At 36.4% G+C, this 16,904-nt stretch carries 12 protein-coding genes; 7 read left to right on the plus strand and 5 right to left on the minus strand.

The window, feature by feature from the left end:
- The first annotated feature begins 243 nt into the window (after positions 1 to 243).
- The 3 genes from LVD51_RS11950 to LVD51_RS11960 all read left to right on the plus strand — a co-directional run bounded on the left by LVD51_RS11950 (position 244) and on the right by LVD51_RS11960 (position 3,338).
- Positions 244 to 1,179 carry an aminodeoxychorismate synthase component I gene (locus tag LVD51_RS11950; RefSeq protein ID WP_236971610.1) on the plus strand — a complete coding sequence of 312 codons (936 nt, stop codon included), beginning with the start codon at positions 244 to 246 and terminating at the stop codon, positions 1,177 to 1,179.
- On the plus strand, positions 1,142 to 1,756 hold the full coding sequence (locus tag LVD51_RS11955; RefSeq protein WP_236971611.1) for an aminotransferase class IV family protein: 615 nt from the start codon (positions 1,142 to 1,144) through the stop codon (positions 1,754 to 1,756). The genes LVD51_RS11950 and LVD51_RS11955 overlap by 38 nt, the downstream gene beginning before the upstream one ends.
- A gap of 313 nt (positions 1,757 to 2,069) precedes the next feature.
- A complete protein-coding gene (locus LVD51_RS11960; protein WP_236971612.1) occupies positions 2,070 to 3,338 on the plus strand; it encodes an ATP-dependent DNA helicase in 1,269 nt (422 codons plus the stop codon).
- A gap of 598 nt (positions 3,339 to 3,936) precedes the next feature.
- Here LVD51_RS11960 and LVD51_RS20140 read toward each other — a convergent pair.
- Entirely contained in the window at positions 3,937 to 4,470 is a 534-nt protein-coding gene (locus LVD51_RS20140) for an AP2/ERF family transcription factor (protein WP_236971613.1), read from the minus strand.
- Positions 4,471 to 4,566: 96 nt separating this feature from the next.
- On the opposite strand from LVD51_RS20140, the gene ribD reads away from it, so the two are divergent.
- Both ribD and LVD51_RS11975 read left to right on the plus strand, forming a co-directional pair.
- Complete coding sequence (gene ribD, locus LVD51_RS11970; RefSeq protein WP_236971614.1) at positions 4,567 to 5,613, plus strand: bifunctional diaminohydroxyphosphoribosylaminopyrimidine deaminase/5-amino-6-(5-phosphoribosylamino)uracil reductase RibD; 1,047 nt, start codon at positions 4,567 to 4,569, stop codon at positions 5,611 to 5,613.
- A 101-nt stretch (positions 5,614 to 5,714) separates the two neighbouring features.
- Positions 5,715 to 6,281, plus strand: coding sequence for a thioredoxin family protein (locus LVD51_RS11975; RefSeq protein ID WP_236971615.1), 567 nt, complete (start codon positions 5,715 to 5,717; stop codon positions 6,279 to 6,281).
- 1,218 nt (positions 6,282 to 7,499) lie between these two features.
- Here the strand turns inward: LVD51_RS11975 and LVD51_RS11980 are convergent.
- Positions 7,500 to 9,044, minus strand: coding sequence for a helicase HerA-like domain-containing protein (locus LVD51_RS11980; protein ID WP_236971616.1), 1,545 nt, complete (start codon positions 9,042 to 9,044; stop codon positions 7,500 to 7,502).
- 3 nt (positions 9,045 to 9,047) lie between these two features.
- Positions 9,048 to 9,929: a DNA/RNA non-specific endonuclease gene (locus LVD51_RS11985; RefSeq protein ID WP_236971617.1), complete on the minus strand. Its 882-nt coding sequence runs from the start codon at positions 9,927 to 9,929 to the stop codon at positions 9,048 to 9,050.
- 74 nt (positions 9,930 to 10,003) lie between these two features.
- Here LVD51_RS11985 and LVD51_RS11990 point away from each other — a divergent pair, with 74 nt between their 5' ends.
- Positions 10,004 to 10,855 carry a hypothetical protein gene (locus LVD51_RS11990; protein ID WP_236971618.1) on the plus strand — a complete coding sequence of 284 codons (852 nt, stop codon included), beginning with the start codon at positions 10,004 to 10,006 and terminating at the stop codon, positions 10,853 to 10,855.
- Here the strand turns inward: LVD51_RS11990 and LVD51_RS11995 are convergent.
- Positions 10,839 to 12,776 carry an OmpA family protein gene (locus LVD51_RS11995; RefSeq protein WP_236971619.1) on the minus strand — a complete coding sequence of 646 codons (1,938 nt, stop codon included), beginning with the start codon at positions 12,774 to 12,776 and terminating at the stop codon, positions 10,839 to 10,841. The two genes, LVD51_RS11990 and LVD51_RS11995, sit on opposite strands and share 17 nt — an antisense overlap.
- 79 nt (positions 12,777 to 12,855) lie before the next feature.
- The gene (secDF, locus tag LVD51_RS12000; RefSeq protein ID WP_236971620.1) at positions 12,856 to 15,957 is read right to left on the minus strand and encodes a protein translocase subunit SecDF; all 3,102 of its coding nucleotides are present in this window, start codon (positions 15,955 to 15,957) and stop codon (positions 12,856 to 12,858) included.
- Between the two features lie 474 nt (positions 15,958 to 16,431).
- Between secDF and lysM the strand changes: the two genes are divergently transcribed.
- A complete protein-coding gene (lysM, locus tag LVD51_RS12005) occupies positions 16,432 to 16,893 on the plus strand; it encodes a peptidoglycan-binding protein LysM (RefSeq protein ID WP_236971621.1) in 462 nt (153 codons plus the stop codon).
- Positions 16,894 to 16,904 lie beyond the last annotated feature (11 nt).

A 16,904-nucleotide genomic window follows, 5' to 3' on the forward strand; every position in this document is an offset into this window, starting at 1 on the left:
TAATCCATCCGGCTAGAACTTATAATTTTTCTAGCCGGATTTGATTTCACCCCTATAAAATCCTAAAATTTAGCCATTAACTCTAAAACATTTTTTCATTAGATTTGCTTTCAATATATCGCTTAAACTTTTAAATGATATTCTAAATCCATAGTTATAAAAGCAAACAGAACTTACCTAGGCAGTCAAAAAGCGACCCAATACATCAACATATTGGGAAAACAGCATTGCCCATTCTTTTTTATGATCAGTTATGATCAGAGTCAATCCCTAATTGTTCCGGCTTCGGAAATGACAGAAATTAAGGATGAATTGCTGTTTGAAATTGGTGACCATCACCTCGATAATTGTGAAACTAATATCCAAGAGAAAGACTTTACTTTTAACCCCAACCCGCTCAGCTTTGAAGAATATTTAAAAAAATTTGAAGCGGTGCAAGCAGAAATATCAGCTGGAAATACTTATTTATTAAATTTAACAGCGCAGACTCCTCTAAATACCAATATGTCATTGTTGGATATATATCATCATTCAAAGGCGAAATACAAGGTCTATCTCAAAGACAAATTTGTAGTTTTTTCACCGGAAACCTTTGTTCAAATCCAAGGAAAGTCGATCAAAACCTTCCCTATGAAAGGCACTATCGATGCCGACATTCCGAACGCTGTAGATATACTGACTCATGACAAAAAAGAAATGGCCGAACACGCCTCTATTGTGGATTTATTGAGAAATGATTTAGGCAAAGTGTCCAAAAATGTAGTTGTCAATCGATTCAGGTATTTTGATTATGTAGAAACATCTCATAAAAATCTGTGGCAGGTTAGTTCAGAAATAGAAGGCCAATTGCCTGAGGACTTTTATGGAAATCTAGGCACCATCCTTTTCAACCTCTTACCTGCGGGTTCCATAACAGGGGTACCCAAGGCCAATACCGTAAATATAATCTCAGAAGTAGAAGAATATGATCGCGGATTCTATACCGGAGTCTTAGGATTCTTTGATGGTTATAACCTGGACAGTGCGGTGATGATAAGATTTATAGAACAATTCCCCAATCAACTGGTGTACAAGTCTGGTGGTGGCATCCACAGCCTAAGTCAGGCATTCAATGAATACGAAGAATTAATTCAAAAAATATATGTCCCAATTCCTAGAAACCATCTGTCTCAGCAATAGACGCCTCTTACATCTGTCATACCATCAGAATAGAATGGACAATACCTTGCAACATTTCTATGGATCAATGTCGCCAATGATGAATTTATTTAACGAAATTAAAATTCCGAGTAATCTACCACCTTCCCTATTTAAATGTAGGGTTGTCTATTCCAATAAAATAGAAACCATAGAATTCATACCCTATGAAATACGGACTATTCATAGTTTTGAATGTGTAGAAGATAAAGGGATAGACTATAGATTCAAACGATGTGACCGAAGCGCTCTCAATACTTTAAAAGCCTCATCCCATTGTGATGAAATCATTATCATCCGAGAGGGTTTAGTGACAGATAGCAGTTACGCCAATCTTGCATTTTATGATGGAGACCATTGGTACACCCCTGACAGTCCCCTTCTTCCAGGAACTTGCCGTGCTAGGCTATTAAATGAAAAAACAATAAAGTCCACTAGGATTAGAGTCGAGGATTTAAAAAAATATAAGGAATTTAAGCTCATCAATGCCATGATGGATTGGGAAGAATCACCAGTATATAATATAGATAAAATTGAAATTTCGAGATTTACACAATAATACAAACCAATCTTTAATACCATGAAAAAAGCGGAATACTATAAAAAAAATAGATATCCCGCTTCCCTACTTCAAACAAATCGCCGAAAAAATGTTTATGCATATTTAATACATAGATAACATTGATATTCAGTGATAAGTTGTCCAAAAAATCAAAATGTTTTCTTAAAATACTGAATAGTCAAAAAATATAAAATCACTTATTCTCTAAAACTTCTATATTCCAAACCGACTTTAATTTTGAACAATAGACTTAGATTTTATACCGTAATTCCCTACCTTTATAACAATGGATATTTCAGCAAAGAAAATTTTGAGATTAGATAAAAATTTCAATACCATTATCGATGAACTTGAATATGGAGGGGATCATTATTTCATCACGGGAAGGGCTGGGACTGGTAAATCTACCCTATTGCGACTTTTTCGTCGAGCCAGTAAAAAGAAAATTGTCGTTCTCGCACCTACAGGGATAGCAGCACTCCACGTAGGTGGACAAACCATCCATTCTTTTTGTCGATTTCCACCTAAAATCATGAATAAGGGAGATTTTCGAAAATCAACCAACAAAAAATTACTCCAAAGTTTAGACACCATCATCATTGATGAAATATCCATGGTCAGAGCAGACATGATGGATAATATCGATTATTTTCTAAGGTACAACCTGGGAAACAATCAACCTTTTGGCGGAAAACAAATGATATTTTTTGGTGATATGTTTCAATTGCCCCCAGTTATTGCCACAGCTGAAGAAAGGTCCATGATTACATCAAGATATTCCAGTCCGTATTTTTTTTCTTCCAATGTCATCAGCAATGATGTTGAGCTCAAGGGGATTGAATTGACCAAGGTATACCGTCAAAAAGAAAAACAGTTTTTACAATTATTAGAAGAGATACGATACAATACCGCAGATTGGGAAACCCTAGAAGTCATCAACTCAAGACACATTAGTCCTGACCATTGGCCGGAAGACAGCATAGTGATTTGCAGTAGAAAATACTTGGCTCTAGCCATCAATCAAAAAAAATTGGCCGCTCTTACTGGTCAAACAAAGATTTATCAAGCCAAGGTAACCGGTAATTTTTCAAAAAATACCAGTCCAGCCCCTACTGAGCTAATTATAAAAGAAGGAGCCAAAGTAATGCTATTGAAGAACGACCCGGCCAAAGAATATGTAAATGGGACCATAGGTCAGGTCATTTCTTGTCACGACAATTTTATTATTATAAAAATAAAAGAAGACAATCGGGAAAAACAAGTCATTCTTCACAAGGCGATATGGGAAAATATAAAATATCGTCTAAGTGAAGATGGACAGATAACTGCAGAAGTCACTGGGACGTTTGAACAATTTCCCATCACCTTGGCATGGGCGATTACCATCCACAAAAGCCAAGGAATTACATTTGAATCAGTGGTTATTGATCTCGGGCGAGGAGCATTTGATTTTGGACAAAGTTATGTAGCCTTAAGCCGTTGCACACATTTAGAGGGCATTTTCCTCAAACAACCACTTAAAATAGCTGACATATTAACAGATGAAGAAATTATTGATTATTATAGAAATAATTTTTAACTTTAAGTTTAGATTAAATCGCGAATCAATATGAGAGGAGTTAACACAAAAAGAAGTAAAAAGTCTGTTCAAGCTAAAAAGACGGAAGGATTTCAACGCAAATTTTTAATTATCGTCGTATTAATCACCATCATTTTAGTGTCGCTTGTATATTTTGTGTACAGTAGTTTCTAAACCAACTATCTACCTTCCTCTTTAATAGCACACCTTAACCATTCCATAAAAATGGGTGACATTTAATAGTTATACAACTTTTATTTTATGATGAGGGAACAGACTACTTCATTCGGTCGCGTGTCTACACAAATAAATCGAAAGATTACTATTAATCAAAAATGTAAGTTGTACTATACCCATAGAATTTTTAACTATCGGATATATTTCGATCTAATGGAAAAATAATGATTGAATCAAGTAGATAACTGACCATTTCAAGATAATCTAGACCGGACACTGAGGTGAACGAATGAAGTAGATTACCGAAACAAGTTGCTCAATAGCGCACATTCCTTTAGTCATAGATTTCGTTCAGTTCCATTAATATACACTTAGTATAATACCCTATCGATATTATATAAAAATATAATAAAATTGCTGACTAGCGTTTCCTTATTTTATTGAGTTTGGCATTTGAACCCAATTTTTCGAATGCAATTTCATTATAGGCTCTAGCTGCCTCTTCCGCTGTTTTAAACATTCCAATATGAACAGCTTTGCCCTGTAGATAAATAATTGCTCGGAACTTTTCTCGTTCTTTGTATACTCCTTTATATCCACTTTCGTTATTGACTTTTCGAAAACGACTGGCTCTCGAACGATTTCTCCATTCTAAATTTGCCAGTCTACAATCGAGCTTATTCCCATTTTTGGCACCTACTAAAGTGTTGGATACGTTGTTGTTTTTGAGAAAGCGTTCTGCGATCAATCTGTGTGGATAAATGGTTTCTACTTTGTAACTGCCCGTTGATGTTCGCCAAGACTTTTGAAAAACTGAGCATCCCGAAGAATGTAATCGAAGATTATCGAAAAAATGAATTTTTACTAAATATTCATCATCTAGCAATTTTTCATAAATTTCTCCGTCCAACAATACAAACTTGTCTGAATTAATTAGGTTAATTTTGTAAATCACTTAAATACATTTATTGGCCTACGATAAATTCAAAATCAACGTATGCTTCCAATAAATTTCTTCGGGGAATGAATATGTACCAAAGATACACTAATTTTGTTAAAAGCAAAAAAAATGACTTCGATTCAAATAATTAAACGCTGTAACGAACTTGCCATACGTGGTTTAGGATATACCGCGACCAATCCAAATGTGGGTGCTGTTGTATACAATCACCATGAAAACAACATTTTAGGAGAAGGATATCATCAAAAATATGGCAGTGCCCATGCGGAAGTAAACGCAATAAATGCTTGTCACACTGAATCCTTCGATAAAAATACTGAAATCGCAGTCAGTTTAGAACCTTGTAATCATTTTGGTAAAACTCCTCCCTGTACATTAAAAATCCGAAATGCCAGTATCAACCGTGTTATGGTTGACCAGCTAGATATAAATCCCCTCATGCAGGGCAAATCTTTGGAAGCGTTGCGAAAACACAATATTGAAGTACAAGGTCCAATAAATTCAAACCTAGGTAAACAAGTATTAAGACCTTTCTATGTTCAGCAAACACAAACACGTCCTTATATAGTTATTAAAATGGCTATATCGCAAGATGGCTATATTGGAAAAGAAGGACAACAAACAAAAATTTCAAATAAATTATCCGATCGATGGGTACATCGATGGAGAAGTGAAGTAGATGCTATTCTTGTGGGTGGCAATACCTTGAAAAACGATAATCCGTCGCTCAATAGCAGATATCACAACATTAAAAACCCTATTCGGGTTATAGTCGATAAAAAAAATGACCTAAGTCCTGACTTAAATATTTTTAAAATATCGGGAAAAAACATTATATTTAATAAGGAAAGAAGATCAAACAACACTAACTCTAAATTTATTACATCGTCGGATTTGAGCATGAACAATGTTATGCAACTTTTGTACAGGGAAAATATTGGTAGTTTAATGGTGGAGGGTGGTTCTAAAACAGTTAATGAATTTTTAAGTCAACAACTGTGGGATGAAATTAGAATTATACAAAATAATAAATTGCTAATATCTAATGGAGTGAAAGCTCCGGACTTGTTTGCCATGGGGAGAATAACATTTACCAAACAATTAGGAAATGATACCGTTTATATCATCGAGAAGTGATATTCCGTTAAAATTCCTTTAAGTAGCCGCTATGCTTTGGAAACTAAGTATATAATTGGCTAAATTTGATCTTAGTAGTCATTGATTAAAGAATAAATCTTATGATCAGAAACGTTTTTAATTTTACTGTAATTTTTGTGGCACTGACTGGGTCAGTTTTTGCACAGCAGGATCTATCCAAAATAGAATGGATAAGTATCGAGGAAGCTCTGGAAAGACAGCAGTTAGATCCCAAAAAATTATTGGTAGAAGTATATACCGACTGGTGTAAAGTTTGTCATAAATTAGATCAAATATCTTTGAGTCAACCTCAAGTTGCGGTATATATCAATGAAAATTATTACCCCGTAAAGTTTAATGCGGAATCTAAGAAGGCTATTAATTTCATGGGTAAACAATATAATTTTGTAGAAAAATCCAACACAGGTTACCATGAATTTGCATATAAAATTACTCATGGAAAACTCAACTACCCATCCTTGGTATTTCTCGACAAAGATTTAAGTATCATTCAGTCCATATACGGATTTCACGGCCCCGATAAATTACTCAAGGTCTTAACTTACTTTGCTGAAGATTACAATAAGAAACTCCCATGGAAAGATTTCAATGCTCAGTATAACAACATGATATACAACTCTTCTTCTAGTATTCAACGTAATAACTAAAGATCTCTACCACTTAGAACAACCTGTAGAAGATTATTTTAAACCCTTCCTTTGTTAGTCTTTTATTATAGTAGAAAACTAAACTACTGCTCAATAATTATTGATTATCACCGATGGTCTCGAATTAAATTATACCTACTTTACTTCTATTGACATTGTCACACCTTATCTTCATAGTTTTATTCTAAAGATAGATTTTATACCAAATGAATTTATAATTGTCGGTAATATTTCGATTAATTTGAAGTTATACATCGTTAAAAATACTCGACGTAGCTATGGCTATGCAGGCTTACCCACCCTCGGCTGGCAGGCCTCGGTTTTACCCAGAGCGCGGTGGCTCCGGTTCCTTCAATGCTATTATATTATATTGTAAAATGAAATTTAATACTTATCAATATAAATGAACTCTCGTCGCAGCACAGTGGCTGCGACTTCTCTCGCCCAATGTCCATTTAGGACATTGGATACTTCGTATTTTGCTCGTTCACACCCACGACACAGAGGTCGTGGTTCCCTCATCAAATGCCTATTTAAGGCATTTGGTTACTCTAAAGAGCAACTACATTCGGTCATATTTAGGACATTCGGTTGCTCTTCGAGCAACTACGCTCAGTCATACCAAAGGTCGATTTACGACCTTTGATTGCTCAAAGGACAAATTTGTTCAGTCATTGCTTCGTCTAACGGCTGTCCCACCCGAGAGACGGAACTCTCGGTTTCTTCATCCAATGTCCATTTAGGACATCGGGTTGCTCATTCCTCTCCCACCCAATGCGCAGAGGCAAACCCACCCGAGGCGCAGTGGCCTCGGTTCCTTTGCCACATTTTAATTATTTCTGTAAAACTAGTTGATTTTTGTCAATATTAAAGTAATGTTGTCACGACACGGAGGTCGTGACTTCTCTCGCCAGAGCCCGATTTACGGGCTCCGGTGCAAGCACTTTGCTCGTTCACACCCAAGGGATGAGCCCCTTGGCTCCTTCATCCAATCCACATTTACTGGATTGGGTTGTCCTCCGGACAACTTCATTCAGTCATAGTCGTTCACATTGAGGGTATTTGGTCACTACGTGACTTCATTCAGTTATATTCAGTCATTCAAAATCTTATCCGACATCATAAGATGCATTTGGTATTACACATAACTACAATACCAGTTGAATCGATTGATCAACGAGGTCAGAGAAGCCATTTAAAAAGTCAAAGGAAGATGACTTAAAACAACCATCCTTTACTACTGCTGGACCTTTTATTGCCCACACCTAAAACACCCAACAAACCTCGAACAATACCTCGAGATACTTCCCTGGTAATTTGTCTACCTGCACTTTCCATGGTCTTTTCAAAATAGGATTTAGTAGGACGGGCTGAAGTTTTGCGAGCCTTAGGCTTATTATTACTTTGTTTTTTGGCCTCCGCTATCTTATCACTTAAAATTTCGTAGGCACTTTCACGATTGATCTCTTGATCGTATTTACTGTAGAGAGAGGAAGCAGAAACAACATCGTCAATTTCTTTCTTCGTCAAAACATCCATCCGGCTTTCGGGAGCACGCATCAAGGTGCGCACTAAACTCGTAGGTCTACCTTTTTCATCTAATACCGTGACCAAAGCCTCTCCTATTCCAAGTCCGGTCAACAACTCAGCAACATCGTAATCTTCGGTTTCCGGAAAGTTTTGAGCGGCCATTTTAATGGCTTTCCTATCCTTGGCTGTAAATGCTCTTAATCCGTGTTGGATTTTCATACCCAATTGACTCAATACGGATTCAGGCACATCGGTAGGATTTTGAGTTATAAAGAACAATCCCACACCTTTGGATCGAATCAGCTTAACCGTGGTTTCTATTTGACTTAACAATTCTTTTGAAGCATCTTGAAAGACGAGATGAGCCTCATCGATAAAGATCATTAACTTTGGTTTTTCAATGTCCCCTTCTTCGGGAAAAGAACTATAAATCTCTGCGAGCATTTGCAACATAAAGGTTGAAAATAATTGTGGTTTATCCATAAGATCCATCAACCTAAGAATCGAAATATACCCTCTATTATCGGCATCCAATCGCAATAAATCATCTACTTCGAAGGACGGTTCCCCAAAAAACACATCCCCACCTTGTTGCTCCAAAGCTATCATTTTTCGGATTATTGCTCCTACACTAGCTCCGCTGATTCTGCCGTATTCCGCTTCTACCATAGATTTACCATCAGTAGTCATCCACTGCAAGGTCTGTTTAAAATCATCGAGGTCAATTAAGGGCAAATCGTTGTCATCACAATATTTGAAAATAATAGCCACTATACTGGATTGGGTATCATTTAGCCCCAAAATTTTAGAAAAAAGAATGGGACCAAACTCTGTCAAGGTAGCTCTTAGTTTTATCCCTGTCTCTCCGGACAAGGTCAACAATTCTACTGGGAAGCCCTTCGGATAATAGGGTAAGCCAATAGCGGCTTGTCGTTCATCTATCTTTACGTGTCCAGCGTTGGCGACAGCTAACCCACTCAAATCCCCTTTTATATCCATGATGATGGATGGGACTCCTCGATTGGAAAGATGCTCTGTAAGGACTTGTAACGACTTGGTTTTACCGGTTCCGGTGGCTCCAGATATCATACCATGGCGATTAAAGGTAGACAATGGAGCTTTAACCAATAAATCAGTAATACACTCTTCATCCAACATCGCTCCTCCTAAAATCAAAGATTCTCCCTCAAAAGTATAACTGTCCTGTATTCTCTGTTTAAAATCTTCTTTCATACCTTAATTTTTATTCCAAATATTTATCCGATCTTGATATCTGTTTTCATCTATAGGCCAAAGCTCCAATTGCAAATTGTCTTCTACTTTTTCCTCATAATCACTTTCCCAAAAGTTTGCCTTGATATTCATATCCAATTTTTCCTCTAATTCATCGACGGTCATAGCATAATCAGATAAGGGATTAGTGGATATATTATTGGGTATTAGAAAAGCAATAGCTTTAATCCCTGGTTCGCTGGCATCGAGTATAACTTTGAAAAATGATTCCGGCACTGCGACCTTATTATTTCCTATAGTTTTTGGATTTCTACCAAAAACAGGCCCGGTAACCACAAATAACTCTTTATTTTCCCTGGCCCAATCTCGGACGTTTTCTTCAAGTTCACGCCAAATACCACCGTTAAAAGAATACTTTTGAGGGCTAATATTACTCATTAAAAAAGTTTCTTTATTGACCTCACGATTCCATGTTCTATCTGCCGATGGTATTAAATGGCCTTTGGAATATCCACTATTTTTGTAATCTTTAAAATGAGCACTTCCCGACGAAATAGATTTATCTTCTTCAAACCAATCGGTTCGCCCTACTGATGGCATTGCCAGTTCTCCAGCGTTAAGAGAATAGGCCACCCAATCCGCTTGTTCAAATTTTTTATTATAGGACAACTGAAAGGTAGAATGACGAATTATTTCATTGGACGAAATAGGCACATAACTATAATCAGCTGAGGTAAGGGTATACACTGTACCGTCGGGGGTCTGACTAAAGTATTGTTTAACCAGTATGATTAATGTAAACAGGATGGCCACTAAGGAAGCTATTCTGAGTAATAGATTGCTTCCTGTCCGTCTATTTCCAATATGTCTACTTTCAAAAGTCATATTGCGAAGATATCTTTTTGTCGGTAAAAATGAAAGTCATTTTAAGAATTGGCATATTTTTATTAACTTAGGAAATGGCATTAATATGTTCAATATTCGCGCTAATACTTGTTGGCAATCTTGTCCAAGCACAATACATCTCTCCTATCTTTGTATCGGCCAGACAACACGGCTTACTCAACATGGACATTTCTTCACCACAGTATGATGGTTATATAGAAAATCCTAGTCTTATCGTATTTTCGGATGGCCATCGTTTAAATATTGGTGGTAGTACTGGCTATCTTCACTTTGGCATCAATCATTATTCCCTATACACCAGTATGACAACAAAATCATCTGACGGTATAACAGCTGGCATTCAAGGTTTTGGCACAACATTCTACAAAGAATACAGTATATCGTTGAGTTATAATAAAAAACTGGGACCTGTATTAGCCATAGGCATAGAGCAAAAATATCAAGGCAATAGTATACCAGGCCATGAGAATCGATCGGCCACAGTTACACACATCCTAGGTAGTATTATCCTGAATAATTATAGTTTCTCCCTAGGTATAGAACGCAGTTTTGGGCTAAAATCCTATCGTGCTAGCCAAGATATGCAATACACCATAGGCAGTCATTTAAAGATAAATAAAGAAATAGCTATTTATTTGAAAGGGCAATATACCAGTCCTGAGCTTTGGCATTCTGGTCTAGGGATACAAAACCAACTTTATAAAAATATAGATCTGTATTTAAGTATACAAATACACCCCATAATCTATGGTCTAGGCCTGAGACTACCTGTAAATTCACAGTTTTATATAGATATCAGTAACCAATTTCAGTCGTTTTTAGGTCATCATTTCGCCTTGGGTATTCAGTGGATTTGGAATAAAACGGATAAGGAGAAAAGTCAACTATCTATTCTACCACTTTAAAGGCTGTCCTACGATTGGCCTGATGTTCATCTTCAGTACAATCCTCACATATACACCTTATCACCGGTTGGGATTCTCCATAACCTTGAGCGGATAGACGCTGGTCATTTACCCCTTTGGAAACCAAATAATTTACCGCCGATTCTGCCCTTTTCTGAGACAATTCATTATTGTAATCATCTTCACCCCTACAGTCAGTATGAGACGTTAGGGCTATGTTTATCGATGGGTTATTGAACAACAGCGTGGCTAAACTATCCAAAACCGGGCGGGCATCAGGCCGTATATTCCATCTATCATAATCGTAATAAATATTCTTAAGCACAATTTCTTTTTCTAAAACTATGGCATCCATGACTTTGCGATAATTATAAGTAATTACATTACCTATAGTATCGGGTTTGGGCAAATCGTTGATATTGACCGTTTCTTTATAGGTAAAATACCCCGGTTTTGAAAACCGAAACCTCATTTGAGATTCGGGTTGATCTAAAGCAACCTCTCCATTAAAAGCTGTCTTTATGCTTTCATTTCGAGTTTCATTGAGAATGGAAACATCGGCCAATGGATACATCAATCCATCATCATCGTTGGGCGTAACCACTCTTACCATCAACTGTTTCGTAAAAACATTATTAGATACTACTACTTCTTCTTCTCTTTCAGGCACGGTTACGTAATACATATATATATCGTCTCTCCCACTGCCATTGCTGCGATTACTGTTGAAGTATGCCGTTGAACTTCTATCTGTATAATTGGATTCAAATGGCAAATACTTAAAGTCATCAAATGATGAATTGATAGGTGGCAAAAGATTCTGGGGATTGACATATTTATTATTAACCTTATAAGTTTTATAAATATCCATACCGCCTAGGCCAGGTCGATCAGAACTAAAATACAATGTATCCTTATATACCGTTGGATAAATTTCATTGGACTCACTATTGATATTGCTTTCGTTTACCGGTATTGGATCTGTCCATTCGCTATCAATATACTCTGAATAATATATATCATATCCTCTAGCAGCTTTGTCGATATCGGATGAAAAATACAAACGCAGGGTTTGTGGATCAATATAAGGATGCATAAAATTCACCCCTATTTTATCAAAGGGAAATGTCATTGGCTCAGACCATACATCGTCTTCTTTGACCATAAACAACAATTTACAAAATACATCGTACTCCTCCTCACTATCCTGACATCGGGTAAATACGGTTATAGGTCCTACTGTCGTAAAATCAGATTCATGCAAATCTGTATTCATGTTTGGTTCCAAAGAATTCTCGATATTATTGTTGACGATTTCAAACAAATCAAAAAATTTATTTCCCGTCCAAGCATAAAATTGCCTTCCTTGGCTTTGACCTCGATCCGAGGAAATAAATAAATGATTTTCATTGACAACTGTATTTAAGATATCGGAATTGGGAGAATTAAAAGCAGCTACCTCTTCCACTATGAGTTCTGGGCGGTCTGCCGCTGAAACTACCCAATCTTGAGCTACCTTACAAGCATTTACTTCTTTTTGAAAACGGTCATAGTCTTTGGTTTGGTCCAACAAAATCTGATAGGCGGCCAATGCTTCTGTATAATTGCCCACTTTCTTTATAGATTCTGCATATTTCAATAGAGAAATAAGACCATATTCTTTTTCGTAAGCATCAAAAAACCACTTGCTAGCATCCCCATAGAAACCAATGTGATTATAGGATTCACCTAAGTGAAAAGCAATATCTGCTTTGGCTGGAATCTGATTAACCGACTCGTACTCACTTAGAAAAAACTGGATAGCTTGTGCATAGCGTTTCCGTTCAAAAGCGGATGCACCATCCAAAATCTTCTCTGTGGTTACACAACCAGAGAAAAAACCTAATACACCGAATACAATAATAAGACGAATGCTATTCATAGTACACTAAATTTAATAAAAAAAGGGTAAAGCTATATGGCTTTACCCTTCTAATATATTTAATTAACTAGATATTAATCTAACTTACTGTAGCGGTTTCAGATTTTTTTGATTTTGAAGCCGATTCTTTGTCTTTTGCTGCACCTAATAGATCGTAAAGTATAGGTGAGGCGATAAATACAGAAGAATATGTACCGAAGATAATACCAAAGGAAATAGCAAATGCAAATCCTTTAATCGTACTTCCTCCAAATATCAACAACAACAAGATAACCAATAAGGTAGTCATTGAGGTAATCAATGTTCTAGACATGGTACTGTTGATGGCGTCATTGATCAATTGATATCTTGATTTTTTAGAGTAACTATTAAAGTTTTCTCTAATTCTATCGTAAACAATAACTGTATCATTCATTGAATATCCAATAACTGTCAACAAAGCTGCAATAAAGGCTTGGTCGATTTCTAAAGAGAAAGGTAGAATACCTCTAAACAATGAGAACACACCTAGAATAACCAATGTATCGTGGAAAATTGCGAATACCGCACCCAAACTATATTGCCATTTGCTAAATCGAATAAAGATATAAAGGAATATAGCTATTAGGGCAAATATGATAGCCTTCCATGAACTACTGGCTATATCATCGGCAATGGTAGGTCCTACCTGAGATGAACTAATGATATGAGTACCTTCCCCATCAGTAGCTTTGAAAGCTTCAAAGTCTATTTGACCTCCAGCTACACTGTTGACTCCTTCGTATAATTTAGCCATTACTTTATCGGCTGCATCTTCAGACACATCATCTACCAAATAAGAAGTAGTAATATTGAAATGATTAGAAGCATCAATAGATTTAACTACTGGTTCCCCTTCAAAAGCAGTACTTAATGCCCCCTTTAAAGTGGCCAAATCCACATCCATATCTTTGTCAAAGGCAACGTTATATGAATAACCTCCTTTGAAATCAACACCTAATTCCCATCCTCTGGTGACAATAGATATCAAACCCAATCCTACAAAAACTGCAGAGAAGATATAAGCTTTCTTTCTTTTGCCCAACCAATCGATATTGATTCCTTCTAATAAACCTTTGGTATTCGGTCTCCAGAAAGTAATCAATTTACCCCCTCTATCATTGTAGTAATCGATGATCAATCGAGTTAACCAAACGGCAGTGATAAAGGAAAAGATTACACCCCAAATCAAAACTACGGCAAAACCTTTAATCGGACCAACACCGAAATAGGCCAAAATAATGGCGGTAATCAATGTGGTTACGTTGGCATCAATAATGGCGGAATAAGAATATTGGAAACCATTTTTGATGGCATTGAGAACGGTTTTACCATCTCGAAGTTCTTCTCGAATCCTTTCGTATATAATTACGTTCGCATCCACAGCCATACCTATAGTCAATACAATACCGGCGATACCAGGCAAAGTCAAAACAGTACCATAAGAGGCCAATGCTCCAAATATAAAGAAGAGGTTGGCAAACAAAGCTAGGATAGAAACGAATCCAGCTCCATTGTAATAAAATATCATAAAGATCATTACCAAGAAAAATCCCGATAATAGAGAGATTATACTTTTTCGAATATTTTCTTTACCTAAAGAAGGTCCAACTAAGGCTTCAGATATAATCTTAGTTTTAGCAGGCAATTTACCCACTTCCAATACATTGGCTAAGTCATTCCCCTCTTGAACAGTGAAATTTCCAGAAATTGAACTATTTCCATCTGTAATCGGAGTATTTACCTGAGGTGCAGAAACCACTTCGTTATCTAGTACGATGGCTACCTCTCTGTTGTTATCTTGAGCAGCTTTGGTCGTTAAATCTCCCCATACTCGGGCCCCTTGATTATTCATCTTAAGAGAGACCGCTACTTTATTGGTAATCGGATCTGGTGCAGCTACTGCACTAATCACTTGTTCTCCCGACAATGGGGCACTTGCTCCAGCTCTACCAGCCTTTAAGGCATATAGAGAGTACAAATTGGTTTTTTGCCCTGTAGTAAAATCTCTATTGGGTTCTGATGCCCAAACAAACTTGAGATCAGAAGGAAACATTGATTTGATCTCAGGCTTAGATAAATACTCAGTAACTATGTTTCTTTTGTTTTTCTCTGCCTGTCCCATCACTGCCAATCCCAATGCACCGGTATAATTCGGTGTAAAAGCTTCGAACAATGGACCACCTTCGAACGGATTTTTTTGAACAGGAACATCTACAATTTCTACCGTAGTATCCCCTGTCGCATTCCCCAAACTATCCAATACAGGAGTTCTAATGGTATCTTTTCTCATTTCAACTTCTTCCTCAGCAGCCAAACTTGTTGTATCGCCACTTTGTAGTCTTTTCAACTTTTCGTTGGCTTGAGTAAAGATAGATACGATATTGTTGTCTGAGATTCGGTAAACATTCCAGAATTCCAAATTGGCTTGAGCTTGAAGATAGTTACGAGCTCTCTCATAGTTTTCTATACCAGGCAATTCAACCAATATAATGTGACGACTTTCGTCCAAAGAAACATTGGGTTGAGCTACACCAAATTTATCGATCCGATCAGACAACCTTTTATAAGTCAATTCTACCGTTTCATTCGCTTTTTGACGCAACACTGCAATCACAGTATTGTCATCTGAACTAAAGGTAATATCTTCCTTTAGAATTTCATTTTTAGCAAAAATGTTGGCCAATGTTTTACCTTCGGCTACTTTTCTCCATTCAGAAGCAAAAGCGGTGATGTAGTCTGTTCCGGAAGACAACATAGATTTCTCCGCACTGTCCAAGGCTTTTCTAAAAGTAGGATCGGTGCTATTTTTCGCTAAATTCAAGAATAAATCCTTGATATCTACCTGTAAAAGTGCACTTAATCCACCCTTCAAATCCAGACCTAGAGCTAATTGCTGGCCTTTCAACTCCTCATATGTATATTCTTTGAATAGTGGTATGCTAAACACATTTTCACTAGACATAGAATCCAAATAAGCAATCCTCGCCTGCTTCTTAACTCCTAATTTCTCTCCTTGATCCATCACGGAAGCTGCCATTTTCTCAGCATAATTTTCAGCATTCTTTTCAACCTTCCACGTGGGGAAGATTAAAATATACTGAAACACGCATACGATGGCAAATAAAACCAAGAAAAATTTAATAACTCCTTTAGCTTGCATGTTAATATATTAACTTTTATTATAATAACGCTTAAAACTGCGCAAATATAAGGTTTAACCTGAAAAATCCATAAGTTATTTAACACAGGAATACAAATACCTAAAAATAAAGCCCTATAAAATTGGTGTACAACACATTAAAATTCAATTAAAGTATGTGCAGAGCTTTTAAATTATGGTTAAACTGTGAATATTCACTAGGTTTATTCTTAATCCCATAGTTTTTATTTCATCATCTCATACCCTAATAACACCTTCAAATCTCTGCTTTACCCAGTGAAATATATCGACAAAACATTGAATAAATTTCTTCGGTCAACTCAAAGATTTAATCTATAGTCTTATTCAGCGTCCACGATATACATAAAATTAATACAAAAAAAGACTTATCCCACACAAATTTTATTATATTAACGTTGAGATTTACACAAGGTAAATTTCAAAATTAAATTATTCACTAAAACATTAAAAAACATGGGACTATTCTCTTTTTTAAAAAAGGCAGGCGCCAATTTATTTGGAAAAGAATCGGCTGCTGATGCTGCTGAAAAATTAGAGCAACGAAAAGCTATCCTTTTGCAAACAGTTTCACAACTGGGCTACGAAATTGATGATTTATCTATTGAATTAGTAGATGATCAAGTGACTGTTTATGGTAAAATTGACTCTCAAGAGGAAAAAGAAAAAATTATTTTGGCATTGGGTAATGTAGAAGGCATTGCCACTGTAGACGACAGAATAAATGTCATAGAACCTAAGCCAGAATCTACATTTTACGAAGTTAAAAGTGGAGATTCACTATCCAAGATTGCAAAAGTTCATTACGGCGATGCAATGAAATATCCAATGATATTTGAAGCCAATAAACCATTGTTGAGCCACCCGGATAAGATCTATCCAGGTCAGGTATTGCGAATACCACCTTTGGAAGCATAAGGATCTAATTC

It is taken from the genome of Membranihabitans marinus, assembly GCF_021729155.1.
Classification (GTDB): Bacteria; Bacteroidota; Bacteroidia; order Chitinophagales; family Saprospiraceae; genus Membranihabitans; species Membranihabitans marinus.